24 protein-coding genes are annotated in these 26,747 nt (G+C 57.4%); 11 read left to right on the top strand and 13 right to left on the bottom strand.

Going from position 1 to position 26,747, the window contains the following annotated elements:
* Window positions 1-4: 4 nt before the first annotated feature.
* The 5 genes from ppx to purM form a co-directional block, all read right to left on the bottom strand.
* Window positions 5-1,549, bottom strand: a complete 1,545-nt coding sequence (gene ppx / locus BMF08_RS20295) for an exopolyphosphatase (RefSeq protein ID WP_072569312.1) — start codon at window positions 1,547-1,549, stop codon at window positions 5-7.
* A 3-nt stretch (window positions 1,550-1,552) separates the two neighbouring features.
* Window positions 1,553-3,613, bottom strand: a complete 2,061-nt coding sequence (gene ppk1, locus BMF08_RS20290) for a polyphosphate kinase 1 (protein ID WP_072569311.1) — start codon at window positions 3,611-3,613, stop codon at window positions 1,553-1,555.
* A 226-nt stretch (window positions 3,614-3,839) separates the two neighbouring features.
* Window positions 3,840-5,063, bottom strand: a complete 1,224-nt coding sequence (locus tag BMF08_RS20285) for a hypothetical protein (protein ID WP_072569310.1) — start codon at window positions 5,061-5,063, stop codon at window positions 3,840-3,842.
* A gap of 139 nt (window positions 5,064-5,202) precedes the next feature.
* A complete protein-coding gene (gene purN / locus BMF08_RS20280) occupies window positions 5,203-5,841 on the bottom strand; it encodes a phosphoribosylglycinamide formyltransferase (protein WP_072569309.1) in 639 nt (212 codons plus the stop codon).
* Window positions 5,841-6,878 carry a phosphoribosylformylglycinamidine cyclo-ligase gene (gene purM, locus BMF08_RS20275; RefSeq protein ID WP_072569503.1) on the bottom strand — a complete coding sequence of 346 codons (1,038 nt, stop codon included), beginning with the start codon at window positions 6,876-6,878 and terminating at the stop codon, window positions 5,841-5,843. The genes purN and purM overlap by 1 nt, the downstream gene beginning before the upstream one ends.
* 233 nt (window positions 6,879-7,111) lie before the next feature.
* Here purM and upp point away from each other — a divergent pair, with 233 nt between their 5' ends.
* From upp to BMF08_RS20260, 3 genes are all read left to right on the top strand, one after another.
* Window positions 7,112-7,738 (top strand): uracil phosphoribosyltransferase, encoded by a 627-nt coding sequence (upp, locus tag BMF08_RS20270; RefSeq protein ID WP_072569308.1) that lies wholly within the window; start codon window positions 7,112-7,114, stop codon window positions 7,736-7,738.
* A 96-nt stretch (window positions 7,739-7,834) separates the two neighbouring features.
* The gene (gene uraA / locus BMF08_RS20265; protein WP_072569307.1) at window positions 7,835-9,124 is read left to right on the top strand and encodes a uracil permease; all 1,290 of its coding nucleotides are present in this window, start codon (window positions 7,835-7,837) and stop codon (window positions 9,122-9,124) included.
* Between the two features lie 95 nt (window positions 9,125-9,219).
* Window positions 9,220-9,921: a DnaA inactivator Hda gene (locus BMF08_RS20260; RefSeq protein ID WP_234007234.1), complete on the top strand. Its 702-nt coding sequence runs from the start codon at window positions 9,220-9,222 to the stop codon at window positions 9,919-9,921.
* A 149-nt stretch (window positions 9,922-10,070) separates the two neighbouring features.
* Here the strand turns inward: BMF08_RS20260 and BMF08_RS20255 are convergent, their stop codons facing one another.
* Genes BMF08_RS20255 through celB form a run of 3 tightly spaced genes read right to left on the bottom strand, consistent with a single transcriptional unit; the run spans window position 10,071 to window position 13,774 of the window.
* Window positions 10,071-11,495 carry a leucyl aminopeptidase family protein gene (locus BMF08_RS20255; RefSeq protein WP_072569306.1) on the bottom strand — a complete coding sequence of 475 codons (1,425 nt, stop codon included), beginning with the start codon at window positions 11,493-11,495 and terminating at the stop codon, window positions 10,071-10,073.
* Window positions 11,492-12,451, bottom strand: coding sequence for a N(4)-(beta-N-acetylglucosaminyl)-L-asparaginase (locus BMF08_RS20250; protein WP_072569305.1), 960 nt, complete (start codon window positions 12,449-12,451; stop codon window positions 11,492-11,494). The genes BMF08_RS20255 and BMF08_RS20250 overlap by 4 nt, the downstream gene beginning before the upstream one ends.
* Before the next feature lie 3 nt (window positions 12,452-12,454).
* Entirely contained in the window at window positions 12,455-13,774 is a 1,320-nt protein-coding gene (gene celB, locus BMF08_RS20245) for a PTS cellobiose transporter subunit IIC (protein ID WP_072569304.1), read from the bottom strand.
* A gap of 157 nt (window positions 13,775-13,931) precedes the next feature.
* Here celB and BMF08_RS20240 point away from each other — a divergent pair, with 157 nt between their 5' ends.
* Window positions 13,932-14,774, top strand: a complete 843-nt coding sequence (locus BMF08_RS20240; RefSeq protein WP_072569303.1) for a hypothetical protein — start codon at window positions 13,932-13,934, stop codon at window positions 14,772-14,774.
* On the opposite strand, the gene bepA is transcribed toward BMF08_RS20240, so the two are convergent.
* The gene (bepA, locus tag BMF08_RS20235; RefSeq protein ID WP_072569302.1) at window positions 14,775-16,238 is read right to left on the bottom strand and encodes a beta-barrel assembly-enhancing protease; all 1,464 of its coding nucleotides are present in this window, start codon (window positions 16,236-16,238) and stop codon (window positions 14,775-14,777) included.
* Between the two features lie 220 nt (window positions 16,239-16,458).
* On the opposite strand from bepA, the gene BMF08_RS20230 reads away from it, so the two are divergent.
* Entirely contained in the window at window positions 16,459-17,520 is a 1,062-nt protein-coding gene (locus BMF08_RS20230) for an AI-2E family transporter (RefSeq protein WP_072569301.1), read from the top strand.
* An 82-nt stretch (window positions 17,521-17,602) separates the two neighbouring features.
* Here BMF08_RS20230 and bcp read toward each other — a convergent pair whose 3' ends face one another.
* Both bcp and BMF08_RS20220 read right to left on the bottom strand, forming a co-directional pair.
* Window positions 17,603-18,073 (bottom strand): thioredoxin-dependent thiol peroxidase, encoded by a 471-nt coding sequence (gene bcp / locus BMF08_RS20225; protein WP_072569300.1) that lies wholly within the window; start codon window positions 18,071-18,073, stop codon window positions 17,603-17,605.
* Window positions 18,073-18,645, bottom strand: a complete 573-nt coding sequence (locus BMF08_RS20220) for a glycine cleavage system transcriptional repressor (RefSeq protein ID WP_199775937.1) — start codon at window positions 18,643-18,645, stop codon at window positions 18,073-18,075. The genes bcp and BMF08_RS20220 overlap by 1 nt, the downstream gene beginning before the upstream one ends.
* A 145-nt stretch (window positions 18,646-18,790) precedes the next feature.
* Here BMF08_RS20220 and dapA point away from each other — a divergent pair, with 145 nt between their 5' ends.
* The 6 genes from dapA (at window position 18,791) to ypfH (ending at window position 25,344) form a co-directional block, all read left to right on the top strand.
* A complete protein-coding gene (dapA, locus tag BMF08_RS20215; RefSeq protein ID WP_072569298.1) occupies window positions 18,791-19,669 on the top strand; it encodes a 4-hydroxy-tetrahydrodipicolinate synthase in 879 nt (292 codons plus the stop codon).
* A 16-nt stretch (window positions 19,670-19,685) separates the two neighbouring features.
* Entirely contained in the window at window positions 19,686-20,720 is a 1,035-nt protein-coding gene (gene bamC / locus BMF08_RS20210) for an outer membrane protein assembly factor BamC (RefSeq protein WP_072569297.1), read from the top strand.
* Between the two features lie 110 nt (window positions 20,721-20,830).
* Window positions 20,831-21,544, top strand: a complete 714-nt coding sequence (gene purC / locus BMF08_RS20205; protein ID WP_072569296.1) for a phosphoribosylaminoimidazolesuccinocarboxamide synthase — start codon at window positions 20,831-20,833, stop codon at window positions 21,542-21,544.
* 128 nt (window positions 21,545-21,672) lie between these two features.
* Window positions 21,673-22,536 (top strand): KPN_02809 family neutral zinc metallopeptidase, encoded by an 864-nt coding sequence (gene ypfJ, locus BMF08_RS20200; RefSeq protein WP_072569295.1) that lies wholly within the window; start codon window positions 21,673-21,675, stop codon window positions 22,534-22,536.
* 43 nt (window positions 22,537-22,579) lie between these two features.
* Window positions 22,580-24,568, top strand: coding sequence for a tRNA(Met) cytidine acetyltransferase TmcA (locus BMF08_RS20195; protein ID WP_072569294.1), 1,989 nt, complete (start codon window positions 22,580-22,582; stop codon window positions 24,566-24,568).
* Window positions 24,569-24,645: 77 nt separating this feature from the next.
* Complete coding sequence (gene ypfH / locus BMF08_RS20190) at window positions 24,646-25,344, top strand: esterase (protein ID WP_072569293.1); 699 nt, start codon at window positions 24,646-24,648, stop codon at window positions 25,342-25,344.
* Window positions 25,345-25,401: 57 nt separating this feature from the next.
* Here the strand turns inward: ypfH and BMF08_RS20185 are convergent, their stop codons facing one another.
* Window positions 25,402-25,590 carry a YpfN family protein gene (locus BMF08_RS20185; protein WP_072569292.1) on the bottom strand — a complete coding sequence of 63 codons (189 nt, stop codon included), beginning with the start codon at window positions 25,588-25,590 and terminating at the stop codon, window positions 25,402-25,404.
* A gap of 27 nt (window positions 25,591-25,617) precedes the next feature.
* Window positions 25,618-26,745 (bottom strand): succinyl-diaminopimelate desuccinylase, encoded by a 1,128-nt coding sequence (gene dapE, locus BMF08_RS20180; RefSeq protein ID WP_072569291.1) that lies wholly within the window; start codon window positions 26,743-26,745, stop codon window positions 25,618-25,620.
* Between the last annotated feature and the right edge of the window lie 2 nt (window positions 26,746-26,747).

The raw sequence follows: 26,747 nt of genomic DNA, 5'->3' as shown, positions 1-26,747 counted from the left end.
GCGATCAGGCGGCCACGTTGTCCGGGGCGTCTTCTTCCTCGATCTTGAGCATCCAGCCGGTAACCGACTGCCAGTACTCCTGTTCTTTTTCGAGATCAAAAAGCACCAGCGCATTCTGGCTGAACCAGTCATGGGGGAAGCTCAGCGTCCAGTGATTGTCATCGGTCTTCAGACGCAGGGTCGGCGGCGTGGTGGTGGCCTGACGCTGGTTATTCAGCAGCACGCCAAGGCGCAGCAACTGGATCAGCGGCAGGTAATGCTTCTTTTTGTACAGCGCGAAACGCGGCAGATCGTCAATTTTGATCCCCTTGCGGTGATAGCGCACCATGGTCGCCATCATCATCTGCTGCTCCTGGTTGAAGCCCGGCAGATCGCTGTGTTGCAGAATATAGGCTGAATGACGGTGCATACCGCTGTGATTAATATTCAGGCCCACTTCATGCAGCATGGCTGACCAGCGCAGCAGCGCCGCCAGTTGCGGATTATCGAGCTTAGGATTTTGCGCCAGCCACTGATCGTACATCAGCATGGTGGTTTCCAGTACGCGCTTCGCCTGATCCCGGTCGATATTGTACTGATTCGCCAGACTTTGTGCCGTGCGGCTGCGAATATCCTGATGGCGGAAACGACCTTCCATCTCATACAGCACGCCTTCACGCAGCGCGCCGTCGGAAAGACGCAGCTCGCGGATCGCCAGCGCGTCGAACACGCCGCAGAGGATCGCCAGCCCCGGCACGAACACCGCTTTACGCTCGTCTGACAGACCCGGCAGGCTCAGCGCGTCAAAGCTTTTGGCCTTCAGGGTTTCACTGACCAGCAGATCCAGGCGTTCCGGCGTGATAAAACCGTCCTTTTCGCCCATCGCCAGCAACACTTCGTGGGCGGCCTTGATGCTGCCGGATGCGCCCAGCGCGACATTCCAGCCCTGAATACGGTATTGCCACGCCAGACCTTCCAGTTTTTGTACGGCGGCAAGGCGCGCCCGCTGGAAGTTTTCCCGGCTGATGGTGCCGCCAGGGAAATAGAGCTGCGCAAAACTCACGCAACCCATACGGCGGCTTTCCACCAGCTTAGGTTCGAAATCTTCACCAATCACCAGCTCCGTCGAGCCGCCGCCAATATCCACCACCAGCTTGCGGCCTTTTTCCGGCTGCGTGTGCTCCACGCCCATAAAAATCAGCCGCGCTTCTTCGTTGCCGGAAATGATTTCAATGGGATAGGGGATCACCTCGCTGGCGCGTTTTAAAAACTCCGAGGCGTTCAGCGCCTGGCGCAGGGTATGGGTGCCGACAATGCAGACGCTGGACGGCTCAAAGCCCTGCAAACGTTCGGCAAACAGCGCAAGGCAGCTCAGCCCGCGCTCCATTGCCTCTTCGCTGAGCATATTTTTATCGTCCAGCCCGTCGGCCAGGTGCACGCGCTGCTTCAGACGGCCGATGATCTGCATCGCGCCATCCACCACACGGGCAATCACCATGTGGAAACTGTTCGAACCAAGGTCGACCGCAGCAAATTCCTGCGGGCGAGGGGCGTTATCATTTATAGGCATAGATTAGTCGGGCTGCTCGAGTGATTTGATGTAATCGTAAATCGCCAGTTGCGAGCGCACTTTACGGCGATTACCACGGGGTACATAAGTGTTGCTCAGCTCTTTGTCGATATAACGCGCTTTAACCGTATCGTTAAGCTGAAGATCCACAATATTCAGTATTTGTTGTTTCAGGCGCGGATCCAGCAGCGGCGTTGCCACTTCAATACGGTAATCAATATTACGCGTCATCCAGTCGGCGGAGGAGAGATAAACCTGCTTATCGCCCCCGTTTTCAAAAATATAAACGCGATCGTGTTCAAGATAACGGTCAACGATGCTGATCACGCGGATATTGTCGCTGATGCCCTCAAGCTGTGGGATCAACGAACACATACCGCGCACCAGCAGATTTACCATCACGCCTGAACCCGAGGCCGCATACAGCCTGTCCACAAGGCCTTTATCCACCAGGTTATTCAGCTTCAGGGTGATCCCGGACGGGCGGTTGTTCTGCGCGTTGGCAATTTCGCGGTCGATCATATCATACAGCAGGCGACGGGAGTTTTGCGGCGAAACCAGCAGGTAGTCGAAGTTTACCGGACGATATGGATTCTCGATAAAGTTAAATACCCGACGCACTTCGTTGGTGATCCGCGCATCCGCCGTCAACAGTGAATAGTCGGTATACAGGCGCGCGGTTTTTTCGTTGAAGTTACCGGTGCCGATATGGGCATAACGCACCACTTCATCGCCTTCTTTACGGGAGATGAGGAACAGCTTGGCATGGATCTTAAGTCCGGGCGCGGAGAAGATCACGTGTACGCCCGCCTCGGTGAGACGACGCGCCCAGTGGATATTGGCTTCTTCGTCGAAACGCGCCTGCAACTCCACCACCACGGTGACTTTTTTGGCGTTGTGCGCCGCATGGATCATTGCATCAATAATGCGCGAATCTTTCGCCACACGGTAAATGTTAATTTTGATCGCCAGCACGCTCGGATCGAACGACGCCTGACGCAACAGTTCCAGCACGTGCTCAAAGGTGTGGTACGGATAGTACAGCAACACATCGCGCTCGCGGATGGCATCGAATCCGTTACGGAATTTATCGAACCAGATATGGCGCAGACGCGGCAGGGGCTTATTCACCAGATTGGCTTTGCCGACGTTCGGGAAGCCAATAAAGTCTTTGAAGTTATGATAGCGGCCGCCGGGCACGATGGAGTCATAGCGCGAAATGGTCAGCTTGTCGCGCAGCATTTCCACCATCGCGTCAGGCATATCCCGCTGATAAACAAAGCGCACCGGCTCGGCGGTCAGACGCTGTTTCAGGCTGGAGGACATCAGCTCCATCAGGCTCGCTTCCATTTCATGCACCAGGTCATACTCGGCATCACGGGTCATTTTCATCGAGTAGGCGTTGAGCGCATCGTAATCAAAGAAGCCTTTGAAAATATCATCGAGACAGTAGCGCAGAATGTTATCCAGCAGGATCATTGGCTTGCGGCGGCGCGGCGCTTCCGGCGGCAGATTGACAAAACGCGGCACCTTGTCGGACGGGATCTCCAGCAATGCATAACGGATGGCGTCGCCACGGATAATTTCCACCGCCAGATAGGTGTAATCGTCTTTCAGGAACTGCACCAGATCGGTTTCGCGATTAATCAGAATGGGCGTAATGTGCTGGCGCAGATAGTGTTTGAAATAGTTACGCAACCAGCTCTGCTGGTTAACGGAAAGCTGGCGTTCGTTGATGAGGAAGATCTGGTTACGGGCCATTTCCAGCAGCAGTTCATTATAAAGGCCGTCAAATTCCTGATCGGCTTTTAGCACGCGGGCCTGGATCTTGCCGAGTAAATGGCGTGAATGGGCGTTAGAGCCTTGCTCTTCGCTGATGATGATCCGGCGTTTCAGCTCGGCAAAACGCACTTTATAGAACTCATCAAGGTTGTTGGAATAGATACCCAAAAAACGCATGCGTTCGATAAGCGGGTTCGATTTATCCGCGGCTTCCTGAAGGACGCGCTCATTGAACGCCAGCCAGCTTAATTCTTTCTCGATATATAGCTTTTCCTGACCCATTACAACTCACACTCCGGTTCAATCACGGTTCGTGGCAATCCGTCTCTGCCTTCATTATGGCGAGCTTTGCCACAGGTTGTCCAATTGTGACAGGGAAGTATGACAGTAAACTGTTTCAGTTATGTGAGTAAAGAGAGCAAGGTTGCGGGGTTATTTACTGATTTTAGCGGTGGCAATAAAAAAAGCCCCGCTGGTAAAAGCGGGGAAGAGGCGAAGCGTAAGACCATCAGGCGCTGATACCGCCATGTGGCAGCTGTTGCGCCAGCCGTGTCGCCAGATAGCGCAGGCTGGAGAACAGCCCGGCGGCGTGTACGGCGTCGTTTTTAATGGTCAGCGAGGAGATCGTCCAGAGCTGCCCCTGCACGTTTTCATTAATCGCCCGGCTGAACGGCCCGAGGAACAGCCCGCACAGCGTCAGCGCCGGGTTGAGCAGCGCGTCGGCCAGTGGATGACGTTTCAGCCGATCGTCGCTGTGCAGCCTGTTCAGTTCGAGGCTCGCCCAGGGCGTCAGCAGATCCTGTTCATCGTAAGGGGAGATGATTTTAATATCGCCCAGCGCCGCCAGTACATCGTCTGAGAGTCGGCGTTTATTCACCGTGGCGATCTGACGCAGCGGCAGGTGCAGGGTGACGCCCGTCAGCCGCGGCCCGCCTTTTATTTGCAGGGTTTCGGTTGTGGCGTAATACGCGCTGTTCATACCCACCACGATATTATCCGGCAGCGCGACGTCATGTTCCGCACACAGCGTCCGCAGCCACTGCCATAATTGCGGCTCGTCCTGTTCGGGGAGGGGAATAGCGCATAATACCCGCGCCTGAATAGTAAATAAGCGCAGACAATCGGCGACCTTCACCAGATTACACAGCAGCACCACGCCAATAAATCCGGCCAGGGTTTCGCCGACGATATATACCATCTCCCAGGTTTCGTTTTTCTTAACCGGATAAGAGAACCACAGCATATCGAAAACAATAATGGTTAACAGCGCCAGGATCAGAAATAATAGTTGTGCCGCGCTGGTCCACCCGAGCAGGTTACGAAACCAGTTAAACAGGCTGACGTCGCCATCTTCGCTATGGCCCACCATATCCCGACAGCGCAGGCAGAAGCGCTGGGCCAGAATGCCGCAAAACAGCGACAGCAGGGCGCATACCATACTTGAGATCGACAAATACCATTCGGCGGTGACCACCTTCATAAAGGCGAACATTTCCGGCGGGAACCGGGCATAAAGTTCGGCATTAGCTTTATGCTGCAGGTATTCTTTATCCGGTTTTGACGGCGGAGAGATATAGGATTTGATAATTTCAGTAGAAGTTTCATAAATCTGATAAATAGATACAACTTTATCATGTGATTTATTTATATGAATGAACTGACCGCAGGCGTAAAACAACAGCAGCGCAGGTAAAATCCAGGTGGCGAGAATAAAACGAAAGTTTTTGAGCATAATCCATTGCTCCAGAGATAAATAACCAGCGCGAATTTTACTCGCCGCGCAGATGAAAATAAACTGGAATTTATTATTGATTCTGTGAATAAAATAAGCGCATCGCGGGCGGAATTCATGCCGCGATGCGTTTTATGGATCAGTCGCAGGCATGGCCCTGCGGCGGAAGCGGTACGCCATCCAGCCACGCGCGGTTATCGCGCATCGCCAGGCGGCCTTCGGTAAACCAGCTCACCACCAGCGGATAGATCGCATGTTCCTGGGTCTGTACGCGCGCAGTAATGTCCGCTTCGGTATCGCCCTCAAAAACCGGTACTTTGGCCTGTAGAATTACGGGGCCGCCGTCGAGTTCATCCGTCACGAAGTGCACCGAGGTGCCGTGCTCCGTATCGCCGTTTTCCAGCGCCTGACGATGGGTATGCAGCCCCGGATATTTCGGCAGCAGGGAAGGGTGAATGTTGATCAGACGTCCGGCAAAGTGCGCCACAAACGCGGGACTGAGAATACGCATGTAACCGGCCAGAACCACCAGATCCGGGGCGTAGGCGTCGATTTCCTGCATCAGTTCACGATCAAATGCCTCGCGGCTGGCAAAAAGATCGGCGGTCAGGGCGTGCGCAGGAATATCAGCTTCGCGCGCACGTTCAAGGCCGAACGCGTCGGCCTTATTACTGAAAACCGCACGGATCGTGGCGTTAATTTTTTTCTGCTTACAGGCATCGATAATGGCCTGCAAATTGCTGCCGTTACCGGAAATAAGCACCACGATATTTTTCATTACGCAATGACCACGCGTTCGGCGGAATCGGAGGCTTTGATAACGCCGATTTTCCAGGCGGTTTCGCCTTTAGCATTCATCAGCTCAATAGCTTTATCCGCTTCTGCTGCCGGCAGGGCGATCAGCATACCCACGCCGCAGTTGAAAGTGCGGTACATTTCATGGCGGCTGACGTTACCGGCCGTTTGCAGCCAGTTGAACACGGCTGGCCACTGCCAGGACGCTTCGTCGATTACCGCCTGGGTGTTATCCGGCAGCACGCGCGGAATGTTTTCCCAGAAACCGCCGCCGGTCAGGTGAGCGATAGCGTGAACGTCGACGTGCTCAATCAGTTCGAGAATGTTCTTCACATAGATGCGTGTCGGCGCCAGCAGGTGATCGGCAAGCGGTTTGCCTTCCAGCTCAGTGGTTTCCGCATCGCTGCCGCTGACTTCCAGAATTTTGCGCACCAGCGAATAACCGTTTGAGTGCGGGCCGCTTGAGGCCAGCGCAATCAGCACATCGCCGTCGGCCACTTTTGAACCATCAATGATTTCTGATTTTTCTACCACACCGACGCAGAAACCGGCGACGTCATAATCTTCGCCGTGGTACATGCCCGGCATTTCTGCCGTTTCACCGCCGACCAGCGCACAGCCCGATTGCAGACAGCCTTCGGCGATACCGCTGATCACGCTTGAGGCGGTATCCACGTCCAGTTTACCGGTGGCGTAATAGTCAAGGAAAAACAGCGGCTCCGCGCCCTGGACCACCAGGTCGTTCACGCACATGGCGACCAGATCGATGCCGATGGTGTCGTGGCGTTTCAGATCCATCGCCAGACGCAGTTTGGTGCCCACGCCGTCAGTGCCGGAAACCAGCACTGGCTCACGATATTTTTGCGGCAATGCGCACAGCGCGCCGAAGCCACCCAGTCCACCCATGACTTCCGGGCGACGGGTTTTCTTCACCACGCCTTTGATACGGTCAACCAGGGCATTACCCGCGTCAATATCAACACCGGCATCTTTGTAGCTGAGAGAGGTTTTATCGGTCACTGCTTCTGTCCCCACGCGTTTACTTGCGGTAGAAATAAATTTCGGCGCAATTCTAACAGCCCAGGCAAACGTTTGCGAGTGCATTGTTAGGGGGCAGGCGCGATTATTCAGTCAGGCTCATTTCCGCTATGATTGATCGGGATCAACACACTACCTGTAGCGCCGCGGACAAAAAGCGGTATAATCCGGCGATTTTTTTTGTGGCTGCTAACTGTCTGGGGAAGGAGAAGAGTATGAAGATCGTGGAAGTGAAACACCCACTCGTCAAACATAAGCTGGGACTGATGCGTGAGAATGACATCAGCACCAAACGCTTTCGTGAACTCGCCTCGGAAGTGGGTAGTCTGCTGACCTACGTCGCGACCGCCGACCTCGCTACAGAAAAAGTGACCATCGAAGGCTGGAACGGCCCGGTGGAAATCGAACAGATCAAAGGTAAGAAAATCACCGTGGTGCCCATCCTGCGCGCCGGTCTGGGCATGATGGAAGGCGTTCTGGAAAACGTGCCGAGCGCGCGCATCAGCGTGGTCGGGGTCTACCGCGACGAAGAGACGCTGGAACCGGTGCCGTACTTCCAGAAACTGGTTTCCAATATCGACGAGCGCATGGCGCTGGTGGTTGACCCGATGCTGGCAACCGGCGGTTCGATGATTGCCACCATCGACCTGTTGAAAAAAGCAGGCTGCTCCAGCATTAAAGTGCTGGTGCTGGTTGCCGCTCCTGAAGGTATTGCGGCGCTGGAGAAAGCGCACCCGGACGTGGAACTGTACACCGCGTCGATCGACCAGGGCCTTAACGAGCACGGATACATCATTCCGGGGCTCGGCGATGCCGGCGATAAGATTTTCGGAACCAAATAATTGAATAAATAAAAAACAGCCGACTTTGATAGTCGGCTTTTTTTTGAATAAAAGAAGCCATTCGTTAATAACAAACACAACTCAGAGGAAAACACTATGACGCGCCGTGCTATCGGGGTGAGTGAAAGACCGCCGCTTTTACAGACAATCCCGCTTAGTTTGCAGCACCTGTTCGCCATGTTTGGCGCAACCGTGCTGGTGCCAGTCCTGTTTCACATTAACCCGGCCACCGTGCTGCTGTTTAATGGGATCGGGACGCTGCTTTATCTCTTTATCTGTAAAGGGAAAATTCCGGCTTATCTGGGTTCAAGCTTTGCGTTTATTTCCCCGGTGCTGCTGCTGTTGCCGCTGGGGTACGAAGTGGCGCTCGGCGGCTTCATTATGTGCGGCGTGCTGTTCTGCATCGTCTCTTTTATCGTGAAAAAAGCCGGTACCGGCTGGCTGGACGTGATGTTCCCGCCTGCGGCGATGGGCGCAATCGTTGCCGTCATCGGCCTGGAGCTGGCCGGTGTGGCGGCAAATATGGCCGGTCTGCTGCCGCCAGAAGGGCAGTCGGCGGATACTAAAACGGTGGTTATCGCGCTGGTGACGCTGGGCGTGACGGTCTTCGGTTCGGTACTGTTCCGCGGCTTTATGGCGATCATCCCGATCCTGATCGGCGTGCTGGCAGGGTATGCGCTGTCGTTCGTCATGGGCGTGGTGGATACCACGCCCATCGCCGAAGCCCACTGGTTTGCGCTGCCGACCTTCTACACGCCGCGCTTTGAGTGGTTTGCCATCTTCACCATTCTGCCGGCTGCGCTGGTGGTGATTGCCGAGCACGTCGGGCACCTGGTGGTAACGGCGAATATCGTCAAGCGCGATTTGATCCGCGATCCGGGCCTGCACCGCTCAATGTTTGCTAACGGTTTTTCCACCATTATTTCCGGTTTCTTTGGCTCGACGCCGAACACTACCTACGGCGAAAACATCGGCGTGATGGCGATCACCCGCGTCTACAGTACCTGGGTTATCGGCGGCGCGGCCATCATTGCCATTCTGCTTTCCTGTGTGGGTAAACTGGCGGCGGCGATCCAGATCATTCCGGTGCCGGTAATGGGCGGCGTTTCCCTGCTGCTGTACGGGGTGATCGGCGCCTCCGGTATTCGCGTGCTGATTGAATCCAAAGTGGATTACAGCAAAGCGCAAAACCTGATCCTGACCTCGGTGATCCTGATCATTGGCGTCAGCGGCGCGAAAGTGCACATTGGCGCCGCAGAACTGAAAGGCATGGCGCTGGCGACCATCGTAGGTGTGGGTCTGGCGCTGATCTTTAAGCTGATCAACGTGCTGCGTCCGGAAGAAGTGGTGCTGGATGCGCCTGACAGCGATAGCAGCCTGAAGTGATCGACGAGTTTGAGCCGGGCGTGATGCCCGGTTCAAACGCAGCGCAATTTTATGATAGACTCAGTGCGTTTTCTGTAAGCCCTGTTGAGGTCCCTCTGAACACACCGGCGCAGCTCTCTCTGCCATTGTATTTACCTGACGACGAAACCTTTGCCAGTTTCTGGCCGGGCGATAACCCTTCTTTACTGGCCGCCGTGCAAAACGTTTTGCGCCAGGATCACAGTGGATACATCTATTTCTGGTCACGCGAAGGCGCGGGACGCAGCCATCTGCTGCACGCCGCCTGCGCGGAACTCTCTGCCCGCGGCGATGCGGTGGGCTACGTGCCGCTGGATAAGCGCACCTGGTTTGTGCCGGAAGTGCTGGACGGCATGGAGCAACTTTCGCTGGTGTGTATCGATAATATCGAATGCATCGCCGGGGATGAGGAGTGGGAGATGGCGATCTTTGATCTCTACAATCGCATCCTTGAATCAGGCAAAACGCGGCTATTGATCACAGGCGATCGTCCCCCGCGCCAGCTGAATCTGCGATTAGCTGATTTGGCTTCACGCCTCGACTGGGGGCAAATCTATAAGCTGCAGCCGCTGTCTGACGAAGATAAAGTGCAGGCGCTGCAACTGCGCGCACGCCTGCGGGGATTTGAGTTGCCGGAAGACGTCGGCCGTTTCCTGTTAAAACGGCTGGACCGCGAAATGCGCACGCTGTTTATGACCCTCGATCAGCTGGATCATGCCTCCATTACCGCGCAGCGTAAGCTGACGATCCCGTTCGTAAAAGAAATCCTCAGGCTGTAACCTTGCCGGGTGGCGGCTGCGCCTTACCCGGCCTACAAGTTACGCCGTAAAACGTAGGCCCGGTAAGGCGAAGCCGCCACCGGGCAATATATTGCGCCATTTCAGGCAGTTCTGTAGGCCCGGTAAGCGAAGCGCCACCGGGCGACATGTCACGCCAGATCCCCCAGCAGATGCTCCACCAGCAGCGGGATCGGCCTGCCCGACGCCACGCTTCTGCCGTTTTCCCGCCACAGCGCCGTGCCGCTGATATCCAGATGCGCCCACGGAATTTCCGCCGGGCAGAAATGATGCAGCAGCCAGGCGGCGGAGGCGCTGATTGCGGCATTATTGGTCGGCGTATTACATAAATCCGCTATCGCGCTGTCGGTCTGCTTTTTCAGTCGCGCGTCCAGCGGCAGCGACCAAACATCATCGCCGCAGCGCTGCCCGGCATCGGTCAGCGCCTCGCGTAGCGGGTCGTGCTGCGTCATCAGCCCGCTCAGCTCATAGCCCAGCGCTTTCACCACCGCGCCTGTCAGGGTCGCCATGTCGATAATGTACCGCGCCTGCGGGTGACGCTGCGCAGCCCAGGCAATGGCATCCGCCAGCACCAGTCGTCCTTCCGCGTCGGTATTATTGATCTCCACCGTCATGCCATTGCAGGCGCGCGCCACGCTGCCCGGCTGCATCGCGTCAGGGCCGATGGCATTTTCCGCCAGCGCCAGTACGCCCATCATACGCACCGGCAGAGCCATCTGCGCCACGGCCAGCAGCAGCCCCAGCACACCGGACGCGCCGCACATGTCGTATTTCATGGTGTACATGCCCGCGCCTTCTTTCAGCCACAGGCCGCCGGTATCGAAAGTGATGCCTTTGCCGACGTAGCAGCGCACCGGTACATTTTCCGCACCGTCATAGTGAATGGCGAGCAGCCGTGGCGGAGTGCTCGCTCCCTGGCCCACCGCCTGCAACAGACCCAGCCCCTGTTCCGCGATCTGCGTTTCATCCAGCACCTCGCAGCGCAGAGTAGGGAAGGGGGCGCATAATCTTTGCGCTTCCTCCACCACAAACTGCGGCGTACAGCGATCCCCAGGCAGATCCGCCAGCCGCCGGGCGGCGATCATCCCTGTGGCAATCGCCTGCTGCTGCTGGATCAGCGCCTCAAGCTTCGCCTGTTGTTCGGGCAGACAGAGCGCGTCAATATGGGTAATTCTCACCCTTGTGGCCGGGTTTGATTTCAGTCCAAGATCGTCCAGCCGGTGCGCCTGATTAAACAAAAAGCGCAGCAGCTGCTTCAGGGTGGTGTCGTTGATGTCCGTCAGATCGACGATCAGCCGCGAACTGGCCGGTATCGCCAGCAAGGGGCGCAGGGCATTCACCAGGCTTTCCGTCAGGCTCTCCTGCCAGTGGGCGTCCGGCAGCAGCGTCACCCGCGCGAAGGGGGCGCAGCCAAAGCGGGTATCGGCGATCTCCGGCAGCCTGCGCATTTCATTGATAAGCGGGGTGTCCGGTAATAAAGGGCAGGAGGCGCGGGCGATGAGCTGTCCGCCTGGCGGTACCTGCGTGAGCGAAGTAATACATTGCCATGCGATCATAAATCCTCCTCTATCGGCGCGCGGATCCGCGCGGCATAGGCCTGCATCCATTCTTCATCCACCGGCTGATAATGGGTCTTTTCACGCAGGCGCTCCGCACGAAATACCGTCAGCGGCTGGCGGGCGGTGGCGACCACAAACGAAAAGGTTTTGATATTGGTCGCCGCGCCGAATTCGCCTTTATTGTTCATGCACACCACCGATAAATCTCCGGCGCGGCCAAAGCGCGACATCAGCTTGTCTTCCAGTTCAAAAACCACCGAGTCCGCCGCCTGTTGCGGCGTCATCCCCTGCGCCATGCGGCGGACGATTTCATAGCTGGCACAGCCTTTCATCAAATCTTCCCCGACGCCGGTGGCGGTCGCCGCGCCGGTTTCGCTGTCGCAGTAGAAGCCAGAGCCGATAATCGGCGAGTCCCCCAGGCGGCCACGTTTTTTCATAAACAGACCGCTGGTGGAGGTGGCGACGCTCATCGACCCCTGTTTATCCAGGCCGATAACGCCCACCGTATCGTGACCGTCATAAGGGCTAAGCCCTTTGTCGAGCGTTTCGCGGCAGCGCTTGCGATAGTGCTGCATGGCGCGATCAGTGAGCATGGTTTTTTCGGCAAAGCCCTGATTTAGCGCCCATTCGCGCGCGCCCTGGCCGACCAGCAGACTGTTATAGCGCTGGCGACTCAGCGCATGGGCCACCCGCACGGGGTTGGCGATATCCACCAGATTGCCCACCGCGCCGAACGCCAGCGTATCGCCGTCCATGTAGGCGGCGTCCAGTTCCACCTCGCCATTTTCCGTGGGCAGCCCGCCGTAGCCGACGGATTTATAGAGCGGAAAGTCTTCCACTGCGGCCACCGCGTCCACCACAGCCGCGGATACCGGCTGGCCTGCCGCAAGCGCGGAGGCAGACCCGGTAACCCCTTCCAGCGCCATTCGCCAGGTTGCGATAATTCCCCACATGCTTTACTCCTGTTTTGCCAGTGTTGAATCGGTTTGCACAGACGCGGTCAGTTCCGCCGCGCGGTACTGTTTATCAAGGATGCGCATAAAAGGCAGGTACAGCATCGCGCCGATCAGCAGGTTAAGCAGCTGCATCACGCTGCCGCTGAGATGACCGGTGACGATAAAACCGCTGATTACCGGCGGCAGTGTCCAGGGAATAAACACCCCGGTGGTGACCGCCACCGCGCCGATTTTCATCGCCGCGTACTGCACCGTGACCAGCACCAACGGCACCAGGTTGAAGGGAATGAGCATGATCGGGTTCATGATCACTGGCAGGCCAAACAGGATCGGTTCGTTGATATTAAACACCGAGGCCCCGGCCCCCAGCCGCGCCACCTCGCGCATGTTTTTACTGCGGGCAAAGATCAGCATGGCGATGACCAGCGACAGCGTGGCCCCCGCGCCGCCCATCCAGATCATGTCAAAAAACTGTTCGGTGATAATGTGCGGCGGGGTAGCGCCCGCCTGGATCGCGGCAATGTTGTCGGTCTGGTTTTCCATCCACAGCGGGCGAATGATGCCGTTGACCATAGAGCCGGAGTTAATGCCCACTGACCACAAAATGGTGATGCTGAAGACCGTCATCAGCGCGCCAAAATAAGAGGTGCCGTAATGGCGCACCGGCGTGGCGACCACCTCGTAAATAAACTGGTGGATGGTGTGGTAGTGGCTGTTTTCAAACAGAATGCGGATGCCGAGCACGAGGATCATCACGATCAACGCCGGGATCAGCGCGGCGAAAGATTCCTGCACCGCAGGCGGCACGCCTTCCGGCATTTTGATCACCAAGTTTTTGCGCTTCAGCCAGCAGAACAGCTCCGTCCACAGCAGCGATCCGATCATCGCCACGAACAGCCCTTTGCTGCCCAGCCACTCCACCGGGATCACCATGATGCCGCCGTTTTCCGCCACTTTAATAAAAGGTGTGAGGATCAGAAAACTGACCAGCGCAAGGATCCCGCTGGAGAGACGATCTTCGCCGTAATGCTCTGCCAGCCGGTAAGCCACCAGAAAGCTGATAAACAGCGACATGGTGGAGAACACCGCGTTAAACGGGATTTCGATGATGGCGCTCCAGCTTTCGCCAAAGGCATGAGACATAAACTGCTGATAGGTCTGGTTGGGAAAGGATGAGATCACCAGCAGGATGGAGCCGACGATAATAAACGGCATAAAGGAAACATAGGCGCCGCGGATAGCGCCCAGATGCCGCTGCTGCGCCGTTTTAGCCGCCAGCGGCATCAGTTTTGCTTCAAGAAATCCCAGAACATTGTTCATTGTGAACTCCGTAGAAGATCGGACGACGTGATTCAGGTAAGGTCCGGGGATTATCAGTGAAGCGCGGCGACGGAAAGGTGAAACGGGTCACAATGTCCGGCGTTTCTGATATAAATCTCATAAGATTGGTCATAAGAATTTGATCCGGGAGCCGGGGATGGAAATCAAACTGCACGCTAATGCCACCACCACGCCGCGCGTCCGGCGCTATCTGCAACAGTCCGATAAAAGCGACCGTGAACTGGCGAGCGAGCTGGGAATTTCGGTGACCACCGTCAGACGCTGGCGCAACCGCGAACAGGTCGCCGACCGGCATACCACGCCGAAGGTGATATACAAAGCGATGAGACAAGAGCAGATCGCGCTGGTCAATGCGCTGCGGGATCTCACCCTCGCGCCGCTGGATGAGCTGTTGCAGCTGGTGAACGACGGGCTGGGCATTGCCGTCTCCCGCGCCACCCTGAACCGCTATCTGAAACCTGCAAAAACCGCACGACAGGGCGCGCCGCTGAGCGGTAAAAAAGCGCTGAAAGCCGGGCTGCTGCCGCACCGGCTGACGCTGCACCACCTGCCGCTGGCGTTATCCATGGACGATAACGGCGAGCATCATCTGCTGTGGGCGCGGGAGCCGGTGAGCGGCTGGTGCTTCGCCCGGCTGTATGCGGGCATCTCGTCGCAACGGGTGGTTAACTGGCTGGAGGAGGGACTGGCAGCCTGTCCGGCTGCTATACAATCTGTTGAGACTTTTATCTCACCTGCCGCCCTTGCCGGGCTACCGGCGCTTCTGGCGGAAAAGGGCATAACGGCAGAAATACAGGATGTCAGGCCCGTCACCCTGGCGGTGACGACGCCATTGGTTGAGATCATTCCACAACTGAAAGCAGAGCCAGCCGCCGGGCTGCTGGCGCGGCTGTGTGAAAGCTATAACAACAAGGCGCAGAAAAAGCTGGGGGGCGCGACGCCGCAGGCTTTTTTACAGGCGCTGCGGCGGGAAGGGTGATCACATTTTGGTGTAGGGCTTAAAGCGTTCCTGCATCTGGCGCAGCTGATCGATACGGGCGTCATAGCGCGCCTGTTGCAGACTGCCGAGCTTAACCTGCGCGCTGGCGCTGCCCAGCAGGGAAATGGCCTGATCGAGTTTTCCCTGTAACGCCTGGGTTTCCGCCCGCGCCGCCAGTTCCTGATCGCGGTGTCCCTGCGCCGCTTCCGCCTGCGCCAGCAGATCCCAGCCGTTAATGTCGTCCTTATTGGTAAAGGTATAACGATTGAGAATGGCTGCGGCTTCGGCAGGCTGGCCCGACTGCATATAGGCGTTCGCGAGGTTCAGTTGCAACACCGGACTGGTTTTGATCTCACGGGCGTTTTTCAGGCGATTAATGGCGTCGCTGTTTTTCTTCTGTCCGAGGTCAATATCGGTGGCGAGATCCAGATACCAGACGTTACCCGGATCTTCGCGCAATAAGGATTGCAGCGCCTGGCTGGCCTCGGCGAATTTGCCGGCCTCCATTGCCTGGAGTGCCCGGCCATATTGGGCCGCACGCTGTTCACGCACGTTGCCTTTCGACCAGCTATCCAGCTGCTCGCCGGTCAGCTGATTGCGGCCGGAATTATACATTCCCAGGGCGCGGGCTTTCGCCAGGTAAAAATCTTCCGACGATTGCGCCACCACCGCTGGCATCTGGTTGGCGCGGTTGCGGGCGTCCGAGAGACGGCTTTCCGGTAAGGGGTGCGTCAGCAGGATCTCCGGCGGGCGGGAGGAGTAGCGAGCCTGATCGAGCAGTTTTTCCAGGAACCCCGGCATCGCCTGCGGATCGAAACCTGCGCGTTGCAATACCTGAATACCGATGCGATCCGCTTCCTGCTCGTTTTGCTGGGTAAAGCTGATCATGCCCTGGCGGGTACCGGCGAGCGTACCGGTCAGCGCCGCCATTCCCGCCTGCGGGCTGGCCATCGCCAGCAGAATTGAGCCTAATGCGCCGGCCCATGTCAGGGGCGCGCTGTTTTTCTGATCTTCCATTGCCCGCGCCAGGTGGCGCTGGGTAACGTGAGAAATTTCGTGCGCCATCACCGAGGCCAGCTGGCTTTCGTTATCGGCGTAGCGGAACAGCGCCGAATGCAGCACCACGTTGCCGCCAAAGAAGGCGAAGGCGTTAATTTCGTCGTTATTGATCAGGTAAAAATGAAAGGGCGTTTTCACCGAATTAGCGTGGGAAACCAGACGCAACCCCAGGGAATTAATGTACTGCACCAGCAAAGGATCGCTGATGAGCGGCGCGCTGCCGCGCAGCTGGCGGACATAATAGTCGCCCATCTGCATTTCCTGACCAATAGATAATGTGCTTCCTGCGGAGGTGCCCATATCCGGTAAGCTGTCCACGGAATCGGCCAGCGCCGGAGCGGCGGGGCTTAGCGTCAGCGCCGCAATCAACGTGGCGGCAAGGGTCTTTTTAAACTGCCTGAACATAACCTCAATCCTTTATCTGGGTTTGACCGTTTGACCTGCAATACCCGTTATCGTTCCATGATCGCAAAAGGTGCAAAACAGCACAGCGGGCATCAGGATTATCTTAGCAAGCCGGGGCATAGTTTCCTGTTCCGGCGACAAAAAGCGAAGTCTTTTTAGTGTCATTTCGCTACAATCGCACGACGTCGTTTTGACGAAGACTCTCCAGGGAAAGAATTATATGCTCGAAATGTTAATGCAGTGGTATCGCCGTCGCTTCAGCGATCCGGAGGCGATTGCGCTGCTGGTCATTTTGGTCGCGGGCTTTACCATCCTCTTCTTTTTTAGCGGCTTATTAGCGCCCCTGCTGGTGGCGATCGTGCTGGCCTACCTGCTGGAATGGCCGACCGCCCGCCTCCAGCACATCGGCTGCTCACGACGCTGGGCCGCAAGCATCGTATTAGTGCTGTTTGTCGGTATTCTGCTGCTGATGGCGCTGGTGGTGATGCCGATAGCCTGGCAGCAGGGGATCAACCTCATCCGCGATATGCCGGGTATGCTCAATAAATTATCCGACTACGCCGCCACGCTACCCCGTCGTTATCCGGCGCTGATGGATGCGGGCATCATCGACGCGATGGCGGAAAACATGCGCACCCGCATGCTGACGCTGGGCGACTCGGTGGTGAAATATTCGCTGGCCTCGCTGGTGGGGCTGCTGACGCTGGCGGTGTATCTGGTGCTGGTGCCGCTGATGGTCTTCTTCCTTGTGAAAGATAAAGAGCAGATGCTCAATGCCGTGCGCCGCGTACTGCCGCGCAACCGCGGGCTGGCGGGGCAGGTCTGGATCGAGATGAACCAGCAAATCACCAACTATATTCGCGGCAAAGTGCTGGAGATGGTCGTTGTCGGCGTCGCCACCTGGCTGGGCTTTATCCTGTTCGGCCTGAATTATTCGCTGCTGCTGGCGGTGCTGGTGGGATTCTCGGTGCTGATCCCTTATATCGGCGCGTTTGTGGTGACCATTCCGGTGATCGGCGTGGCGCTGTTCCAGTTCGGGCTTGGCACCGAGTTCTGGAGCTGCTTCGCGGTCTATCTCATTATTCAGGGGCTGGACGGTAACCTGCTGGTGCCGGTGCTGTTCTCGGAAGCGGTGAACTTACATCCGCTGGTGATCATCCTGTCGGTGGTGATTTTTGGCGGGCTGTGGGGATTCTGGGGCGTGTTCTTCGCCATTCCGCTGGCGACGTTAATCAAAGCGGTGGTGCATGCGTGGCCGGATGTGCCCGCCGTCGAAGAGTAATATTGCCGGGTGACGGCAGACGCCTCACCCGGCCTGTAGTCGTTGCGACCTGCAGGCCCGGCAAGCGCCGCCGGGCAAATAATCAGCTATGAGTTTTAATCCAGTTCAGCACGATATCGTGGTGATTGCTGGTCTTAAAATCGTCAAATACATGTTCAACGACGCCGTTGGCATCGATCAGAAAACTGATACGGTGAATACCGTCGTAAGTTTTCCCCATGAATGACTTCTCACCCCAGACGCCAAAGGCCTCGCAGACCTTATGATCTTCGTCTGAGAGCAGCGTAAAGTTCAGCAACTCTTTTTCGGCGAAGCGGGACAGTTTTTCCGGTTTGTCGGTGCTGATCCCCAGCACTTCCACGCCCGCTTTTTTCAGATCGTCCATGTTATCGCGTAAGCCGCAAGCCTGAACGGTACAGCCGGGGGTCATCGCCTTCGGATAGAAGTAGACCAGAACGCGCTGTCCCTGGAAGTCGGCCAAATTAACTTGTTCGCCATCTTGATCCGACAAGCTAAATGTCGGTGCAGGATCACCGGCTTTCAGTGGATTCATTACTTCACTCCATCGTGTTCATCAGTTTGAGAATAGTTGACGACGTTAATACTGCCTTGTGCGTTCAGTTCTGTACATAGTGCTTTGAACGCTTGCTCGATAATTGAGGCATTCTGCGAAGCGGGACTGTGGGCGGTGATCTGGATAAAGAGCTGCGCGGCAGCATCGCCCTGGGCGGGCTGCGTGCGGGAAACCAGCTCCGCGATGTTCATATGGTGCGCGTCGAACAGGGCGGTGAACCGTTCGATAAGATGCGGCGAATCAGGCACATCGACCTGAACCCAGACGGTGGCGGGCATCGCCGTACCGGGGCGCGCGGTGGTGCGCTTCATCACGATCAGCAAATCCAGCTCGGCGCCCTTTAAGGGGAGGGTGGATTCAATCAGGGTAATCGCATTCCACGAGCCGGAAAGCAGCATAATAAAGGTAAATTCCTCACCCAGCATGGCCAGCCGGCTGTCTTCAATATTACAGCCGCAGCTGCTCACGTGACGGGTGATCGTGTTCACAATACCAGGCCTGTCGACACCAAGCGCTGTGATTACCAGATAATGTTGTGATGACGGTGTCAAACCTGTTCTTCCTGTAAGCGGTGAGGTAATCCTAAGGAAAGCATAAAAAAAACCTCCATACAACCGCCTGAAGGCCTCTCGTCGCTTGCTTTTATTACAGTTCCAAACGTACCATTGAGGCTCTTGTTTGCACAGAGGATGGCCCATGTTCACGGGAAGTATTGTCGCGCTTATCACGCCGATGGATGAAAAAGGTAATATCTGCCGGTCAAGCCTGAAGAAACTGATTGATTATCACGTCGCTAACGGAACCTCAGCGATCGTCTCGGTAGGAACCACCGGTGAGTCCGCCACGCTGAGCCACGATGAACATGGCGACGTGGTGATGATGACGCTGGACCTGGCTGACGGGCGCATCCCGGTGATCGCCGGTACCGGTGCAAACGCCACCGCCGAGGCCATCAGCCTAACGCAGCGTTTTAACGACAGCGGCATTGTCGGCTGCCTGACGGTGACCCCGTACTACAACCGTCCTACGCAGGAAGGGCTGTTCCAGCACTTCAAAGCCATCGCTGAACATACTGACCTGCCGCAAATCCTGTATAATGTGCCTTCGCGTACCGGTTGCGATATGCTGCCTGAAACCGTAGGACGCCTCTCGAAAGTTAAAAATATTGTCGCAATTAAAGAGGCGACCGGGAACTTAAGTCGCGTTCACCAGATCAAAGAGCTGGTTTCAGATGACTTTATTCTGCTGAGCGGCGATGATGCGACCGCGCTGGACTTTATGCAGCTCGGTGGTCACGGCGTGATTTCCGTGACAACAAACGTGGCAGCACGTGAAATGGCTGAAATGTGCAGGCTGGCAGCTGAGGGGCATTACCGCGAAGCGCGCGTAATCAACCAGCGTCTGATGCCATTACATAACAAACTATTTGTCGAACCCAATCCTGTCCCGGTCAAATGGGCATGTAAGGAACTGGGGCTTGTAGCGACCGATACGCTGCGCCTGCCGATGACGCCGATCACCGACCACGGTCGTGAAGTCGTTGCCGCGGCGCTCAAGCATGCCGGTTTGCTGTAAAGTTTAGGGAGATTTGATGGCTTATTCAGTACAGAAGTCGCGCCTGGCGAAGGTTGCGGGTGTTTCGCTGGTGATGTTACTCGCCGCCTGTAATTCGGACTCGCGATACAAGCGCCAGGTGAGTGGTGATGAATCCTATCTGGATGCCGCGCCGCTTGCTGAACTTCACGCGCCTGCCGGCATGATCCTGCCGGTAGAAAATGGCGACTACCACGTCCCGGTGACCAACGGCAGCGGCGCTGTCGGTAAGGCGCTGGACATTCGTCCGCCTGCACAGCCGCTGGCGCTGGCGACGGGTACCCGTACCCAGTTCACCGGCGACACCGCCACGCTGCTGGTGGAAAACGGCCGTAACAATAACGTCTGGTCACAGGTAGTTAGCATACTTCAGGCGAATAACTACGCCATTGAGAAACGTGACGACGCCAGCCAGTCGCTGACCACCGGTTGGGTGGACTGGAACCGTCTGGATGAAGACCAGCAATACCGCGGCCGTTATCAAATCTCGGTTAAACAGCAGGGCTATCAGCAGGCGGTGATGGTGAAGCTGGTGAATCTGGAGCAGGCGGGTAAACCGGTTGCCGACATCGCGTCGCTGCAACGCTACAGCACCGAAATGCTGAACGTCATCTCCGCAGGTCTTGATAAAAACGCCACCGCAGCGTCTAACGCCTCGCAGAGCCGTACGGACGCCACGCTGGACGTGCAGAGCGCTGCCGATGACACCGGTCTGCCGATGCTGGTGGTGCGCGGTCCGTTCAACACCGTATGGCAACGTCTGCCGGGCGTGCTGGAAAAAGTGGGCATGAAAGTGACCGACAGCACCCGTTCAACGGGCAGCGTGGCGGTGACCTACAAGCCGCTGTCCGACAGCGACTGGCAGGAACTTGGCGCGCGCGATCCGGGCCTGTCATCCGGCGATTATAAGTTGCAGGTAGGCGACCTCGATAACCGCAGCAGCCTGCAGTTCATCGATCCGAAAGGTCATACGCTGACGCAGTCCCAGAATGACGCCCTGGTAGCCGTATTCCAGGCCGCATTCAGCAAGTAAAAAAGAAGGCCGGAGTTGTCCGGCCTTTTTTATCGCCATTGACGCACACGTTTGCGTCGGGCCGGAAAGCAGAATTTAGTCTCTAAATCATCATACCTGGAGTAACAAAGATGCAAAAGAAAGCTGAGTTGTATCGTGGCAAAGCGAAAACCGTTTACAGCACGGATAACCCGGACCTGTTGGTGCTCGAATTCCGCAATGATACGTCAGCAGGGGACGGCGCGCGCATTGAACAGTTCGACCGTAAAGGCATGGTGAATAACAAATTCAACCATTTCATTATGAGCAAACTGGAAGAGGCGGGCATCCCCACTCAGATGGAAGCGCTGCTCTCCGATACCGAATGCCTGGTTAAAAAGCTCGACATGGTGCCGGTAGAGTGCGTGGTACGTAACCGCGCCGCAGGGTCGCTGGTTAAGCGTTTGGGCATTGAAGAGGGTATCGAACTGAACCCGCCGCTGTTTGATATGTTCCTGAAGAACGATGCCATGCACGATCCTATGGTCAACGAATCCTACTGCGAAACCTTCGGCTGGGTGAATAAAGAAAACCTCGCGCGTATGAAAGAGCTGACCTACAAAGCCAACGACGTGCTGTTCAAGCTTTTTGACGATGCGGGTCTGATCCTCGTCGATTTCAAACTGGAGTTCGGCCTGTACAAAGGCGAAGTGGTGCTGGGGGATGAATTCTCCCCGGACGGCAGCCGCCTGTGGGACAAAGAAACCCTGGATAAAATGGACAAAGACCGTTTCCGCCAGAGCCTGGGCGGGCTGATCGAAGCCTATGAAGCGGTGGCTCACCGTCTCGGCGTAAAACTCGACTGATCTTCCGCAACATCGTTATGCCAGAGGCACTTGCCTGCCTCTGGCGTTCTGTGCCGTCTTTCTTATGGAAATCCTGCCTGTAAACGCCTACGATCTAAGAATAATTCCAGAATAAATCAGAGGTGGTTATGCGTTGGCAAGGGCGACGGGAAAGTAATAATGTCGAAGACAGGCGTAACGAATCCGGCGGCCCGATGATGGGCGGGCGGGGCATACGCTTACCGGCAGGCAAGGGCGGGATCATCCTGCTACTGGTGGTGGTCGTCGCAGGCTACTACGGCGTGGATCTCACCGGTTTGCTGACCGGACAGCCAGCCACGCAGCAAAGCGCGCCGCGGGCCACCGGGCCGCAGGAAAACGAAGCCGCAAAATTCACCTCAGTGATCTTCGCCACCACTGAAGAAACCTGGGGACAAATCTTCCAGAAAATGGGCGAAACCTATCAGCAACCGGTACTGGTCATGTATCGCAACCAGACCACCACAGGTTGCGGCACCGGTCAGTCCGTGATGGGGCCGTTCTACTGTCCGGCGGACAGCAAGGTGTATATCGATCTCTCTTTCTACGATGAAATGAAAAACAAACTCGGCGCGGCGGGTGACTTCGCGCAGGGTTATGTGATCGCTCATGAAGTGGGTCACCACGTGCAGAAACTGCTCGGCACCGAGCCGAAAGTGCGCCAGCTCCAGCAAAACTCCACCCCGTCGCAGGCACGCCAGCTGTCGGTGCTGATGGAGTTACAGGCCGACTGTTATGCCGGGGTCTGGGGACACAGTATGCAGCAGCAGGGCGTTCTGGAAGCAGGCGATTTGCAGGAAGCGCTGAACGCCGCCGAAGCTATTGGCGACGACCGTCTGCAACAGCAAAGTCAGGGGCACGTGGTGCCGGACAGCTTCACTCACGGCACGTCTGAGCAGCGTTATACCTGGTTTAAGCGCGGTTTCGACAGCGGCGACATGAAACAGTGCAACACCTTCGGCAACCGCCTGTAATGCCCGGCGTTGACGTGTGAACTTAACCGCACTGACACAAAACATGGCGCGCGAAGGTATTCGCCGCCTGCTGGTGATCGCCGGGGAAAGCGCATGGTGTGTTGAACAGGCGCAGCGCTTTGCCCGCGAACAGGGCGATGAGGTACTGTGGATCAGCGACAGCGCGGACGCACCGCAGGCCAGCAGTCCGCGCGCTTTTCAGCGGCTGCTGGGCCGGGAATTCACCCATGCCATTTTTGATGCCCGCGACGCTTTTGACGTGGCGGCCTTTGCCGCGCTCAGCGGCACCCTGACCGCCGGTAGCTGGCTGGTATTACTGACACCGCCGCTGGCAGACTGGGCCGCTACGCCCGATGCCGACGCCACCCGCTGGAGCGATACCCGCGACCCCATCCCGACGCCAAATTTTATCCGCCACTTCTGCCGCACCATGGAAGAAGACAGCGAGGTGCTGATCTGGCAGCAGCATCATGCTTTGCCATCGCCCGATTTTTCCCGTCGCCCGCCATGGCATCCCGCGACGGGCGCGCCTGAGCGGGAACAGGCGGCGATCCTTGAACGCCTCGCCGCGCAACCACCCGCCGTTACCGTCGTCACCGCCCCGCGCGGACGCGGTAAATCAGCGCTGGCGGGTATGCATCTCGCCCGGCTCGCCGGTGACGCCATCGTGACTGCGCCAACGCGGGCGGCCACGGACGTCATGGCGCACTATGCCGGGGATGGTTTCACCTTCATCGCCCCGGACGCGCTGGCGCAACGGCTGGCGGAAGGCGATGCGCCGCACGCCCGTTGGCTGATCGTCGATGAAGCCGCCGCCATTCCCGGCCCGCTGCTGCATCAACTGGTCGCCGGATTTTCTCACGTGCTGCTCACCACCACGGTACAGGGCTATGAAGGCACCGGGCAGGGCTTTTTACTCAAGTTCTGCGCGGGCTTTCCAGGTCTGCATCATGAAACCCTCAGCACGCCGCTGCGCTGGGCCGCAGGCTGCCCGCTGGAGGCCTTTATCAGCCGGGTATTGCTGTTTGAGGATGACACCTTAACCCGCGTGCCGGAGGGCGATTATCAGATCGCACCGCTGGCACAGACAAGCTGGCAGCAGGATCCCGCGCAGCCAGCCGCGCTTTATCGCCTGCTGGTCAGCGCCCATTACCGCACTTCGCCGCTGGATTTACGCCGTATGATGGATGCGCCCGGCCAGCGCTTCTGGCAGGCGCGCACGGCTTCCTCGCCAGTGGGGGCGCTGTGGCTGGTGGAGGAGGGCGGTCTCTCTCCGGCGTTAAGTCAGGCGGTGTGGGCCGGATTTCGCCGTCCGCGCGGCAATCTGGTGGCGCAGTCGCTGGCGGCGCACGGCGGCGATCCACTGGCAGCCACCTTTAAAGGCCAGCGCATCAGCCGCATCGCCGTACATCCTTACCGCCAGCGGGAAGGCATCGGCCTGGCGCTGATCGCCCGTGCGCTTGACCAGAGTGATGGCTGCGATTATCTGTCGGTCAGCTTTGGCTATACCCGCGAGCTGTGGCGCTTCTGGCAGCGCGCCGGATTTAAGCTGGTGCGCGCGGGCAGCTACCGCGAAGCCAGCAGCGGCTGTTACACGGCGATGGCGCTCTTGCCCCTCACCGAGAGCGGCAGAGCGCTGGTGGAGGCTGAACAGCGGCGGCTGGCGCGGGATCTCCCCTGGCTTGCCCCCTGGCGCGATGAGGCGCTGGATCTGCCGCCAGACGCTGACCAGGGGCTGAGCGATGACGACTGGCAGGAACTGGCGGGATTCGCCTTTGCCCATCGCCCGCTGTCGGCATCGACCGGCGCGTTGCAGCGGCTGCTTATCGCCTGCGACCTGCCGCTGGAGGCCCTGCGCGCGCAGTTAGCGGCGGGGCTGGATGAGCCGCAAATCTGCGTGCGGTTGCATCTTCACGGACGCAAAGCGCTGCTTGCGGCGCAACGGCAGCAAACCGCCGCGGCGCTGACAAGCCTGGACGCATCGCGCAGCAACGCCCTGAAAGATCACATTACGTCTCTGCAATTTTTTTAACTGACTCATTCAGTCATCCGGCATGGTCATTATGGCCGCAGGGCGTACACTTAGGGTATTGCCTTAAGGAGACCGTCATGAAACACGACCACTTTGTTGTACAAGCCCCGCAGACCCCGGCCAGACAACTGCTGCTGTTTTTTCATGGCGTCGGTGATAACCCGGTTTCCATGGCACAGGTCGCCAGCCTGTTCGCACCCGTCTTCCCGGAGGCGCTGATCGTCAGCATCGGCGGCGCTGAAGCCTGCGGTCCGGCACCGGCGCGCCAGTGGTTTTCCGTGCAGGACGTGACGGAAGAGAACCGTCAGGCGCGTGTCGACGCCATCATGCCGGTGTTTGTCGATACCGTGTGTTACTGGCAGCAACAGAGCGGCCTTGGTCCGCAGGCGACCGCGCTGGTGGGCTTTTCGCAGGGCGCGATCATGTCGCTGGAGAGCGTGAAAGCGCAGCCGCACCTGGCCTCAAGGGTCATTGCTTTCAACGGACGCTACGCCAGTCTGCCGACCCGTGTGAATCGCGATCTCACTTTGCATCTGATCCACGGCGGAGACGATCCGGTGATTAATCTGTCTCATGCGGTTGCGGCGCAGGAAGCGCTTTTAGCAGCGGGAGGGGATGTGACGCTCGATATTGTGGACGGGCTGGGACACGCCATTGACGATCGCAGCCTGCAACTGGCGCTGGATCACCTGCGTTTTACCGTGCCGAAGCACTATTTTGATGAAGCCCTGAGCGGCGGTAAACCGAACGACGACGATATCGTCGAGTTTATGTAAGCACTCTCTTCAGGCCCGGCAAGCTCGCGCTGCCGGGCGTTACCTTCAACAACCAGCTTATTTCTTTTTCGGCCAGTCGTCTTCGTCGTCCCACTTATCGTTAAAATCACGATGCGGGGGCAGATCGGGTTTATTGGCGAGAAACTTCTTATGGTCAACGCGCTTGAGATCTTTGATCACATTCAGCAGTACGCCGACCAGGAACACCAACACTAAAATCCACCAGTACTTTGCCAGCCAGTCCATGCGCTTATCCTCATTCAGTAATGCTTATCAGGCGACGAGCTGCACCATAATACGCTGGTACATGCGGGCGAGCAGTTGCAGATCGGCGGCGTTAACACATTCATTGATTTTATGAATTGTCGCATTCACCGGTCCCAGCTCCACCACCTGCGCGCCCATGCGGGCAATGAAGCGTCCGTCGGACGTGCCACCCGTGGTTAACAGCTGCGGTTTGATCTCATTATAGTGCGCAATCGCCTTCACTACCGCATCCACCAGCTTACCGCTGTCGGTCAGGAACGGCTGACCGGAGAGCCACCAGTCGATGGTATAACGCAACTGGTGTTTTTCCAGCAGCGCCATCACGCGGGATTTGATCATCTCGTCCGTCAGTTCGGTGCTGAAGCGGAAGTTGAACTGCACAAAGAGATCGCCGGGGATAACGTTATTGCTGCCGGTACCGGCCTGAATATTGGCGATCTGCATGCTGGTGGCCGGGAAGAATTCGTTGCCCTGATCCCACTCAATGTTGACCAGTTCGTCGATCATCGGCGCGGCGCGGTGCACCGGGTTATCCGCCAGATGCGGATAGGCCACATGCCCCTGCACGCCATGAATGGTCAGGTTGCAGGTCAGTGAGCCGCGACGGCCATTCTTGACCACATCGCCTACCACTTCGGTGCTGGACGGCTCGCCCACCAGACAGTAATCAAGACGCTCATTACGCGCCATTAAGGTTTCCACGACCTTTACCGTGCCGTTGGTGGCGCTGGCTTCTTCATCGGAGGTGATCAAAAACGCCAGGCGGCCTTTATGATTCGGATGCTGCGCCACAAAACGTTCAGCGGCCACCACCATGGCAGCCAGCGATCCTTTCATATCCGCCGCGCCGCGTCCGAACAGCATGCCATCGCGGATCGTCGGTTCAAAGGGCGGATTGATCCAGCGATCGGCGTCCCCGGCAGGGACCACATCGGTATGACCGGCGAATGCCAGCGTCTCGCCCTGACCGCGCCAGGCCCAGAAGTTTTGCGTGTCGCCAAAATCCATGGTTTCAATGGTAAAACCGATCGCGCGCAGACGCTCAATCATTAACGCCTGGCATCCCGCATCATCGGGGCTCAGGGAAGGGCGGCGAATAAGCTGTTGCGTCAGCTCAATGACCGGGCATGACATAG

Origin of the sequence: Enterobacter sp. SA187, assembly GCF_001888805.2 — a bacterium.
Classification (GTDB): domain Bacteria; phylum Pseudomonadota; class Gammaproteobacteria; order Enterobacterales; family Enterobacteriaceae; genus Enterobacter_D.
Note: the sequence above shows the minus strand (reverse complement) of the source record. Positions and strands in the feature narration are given on the sequence as shown.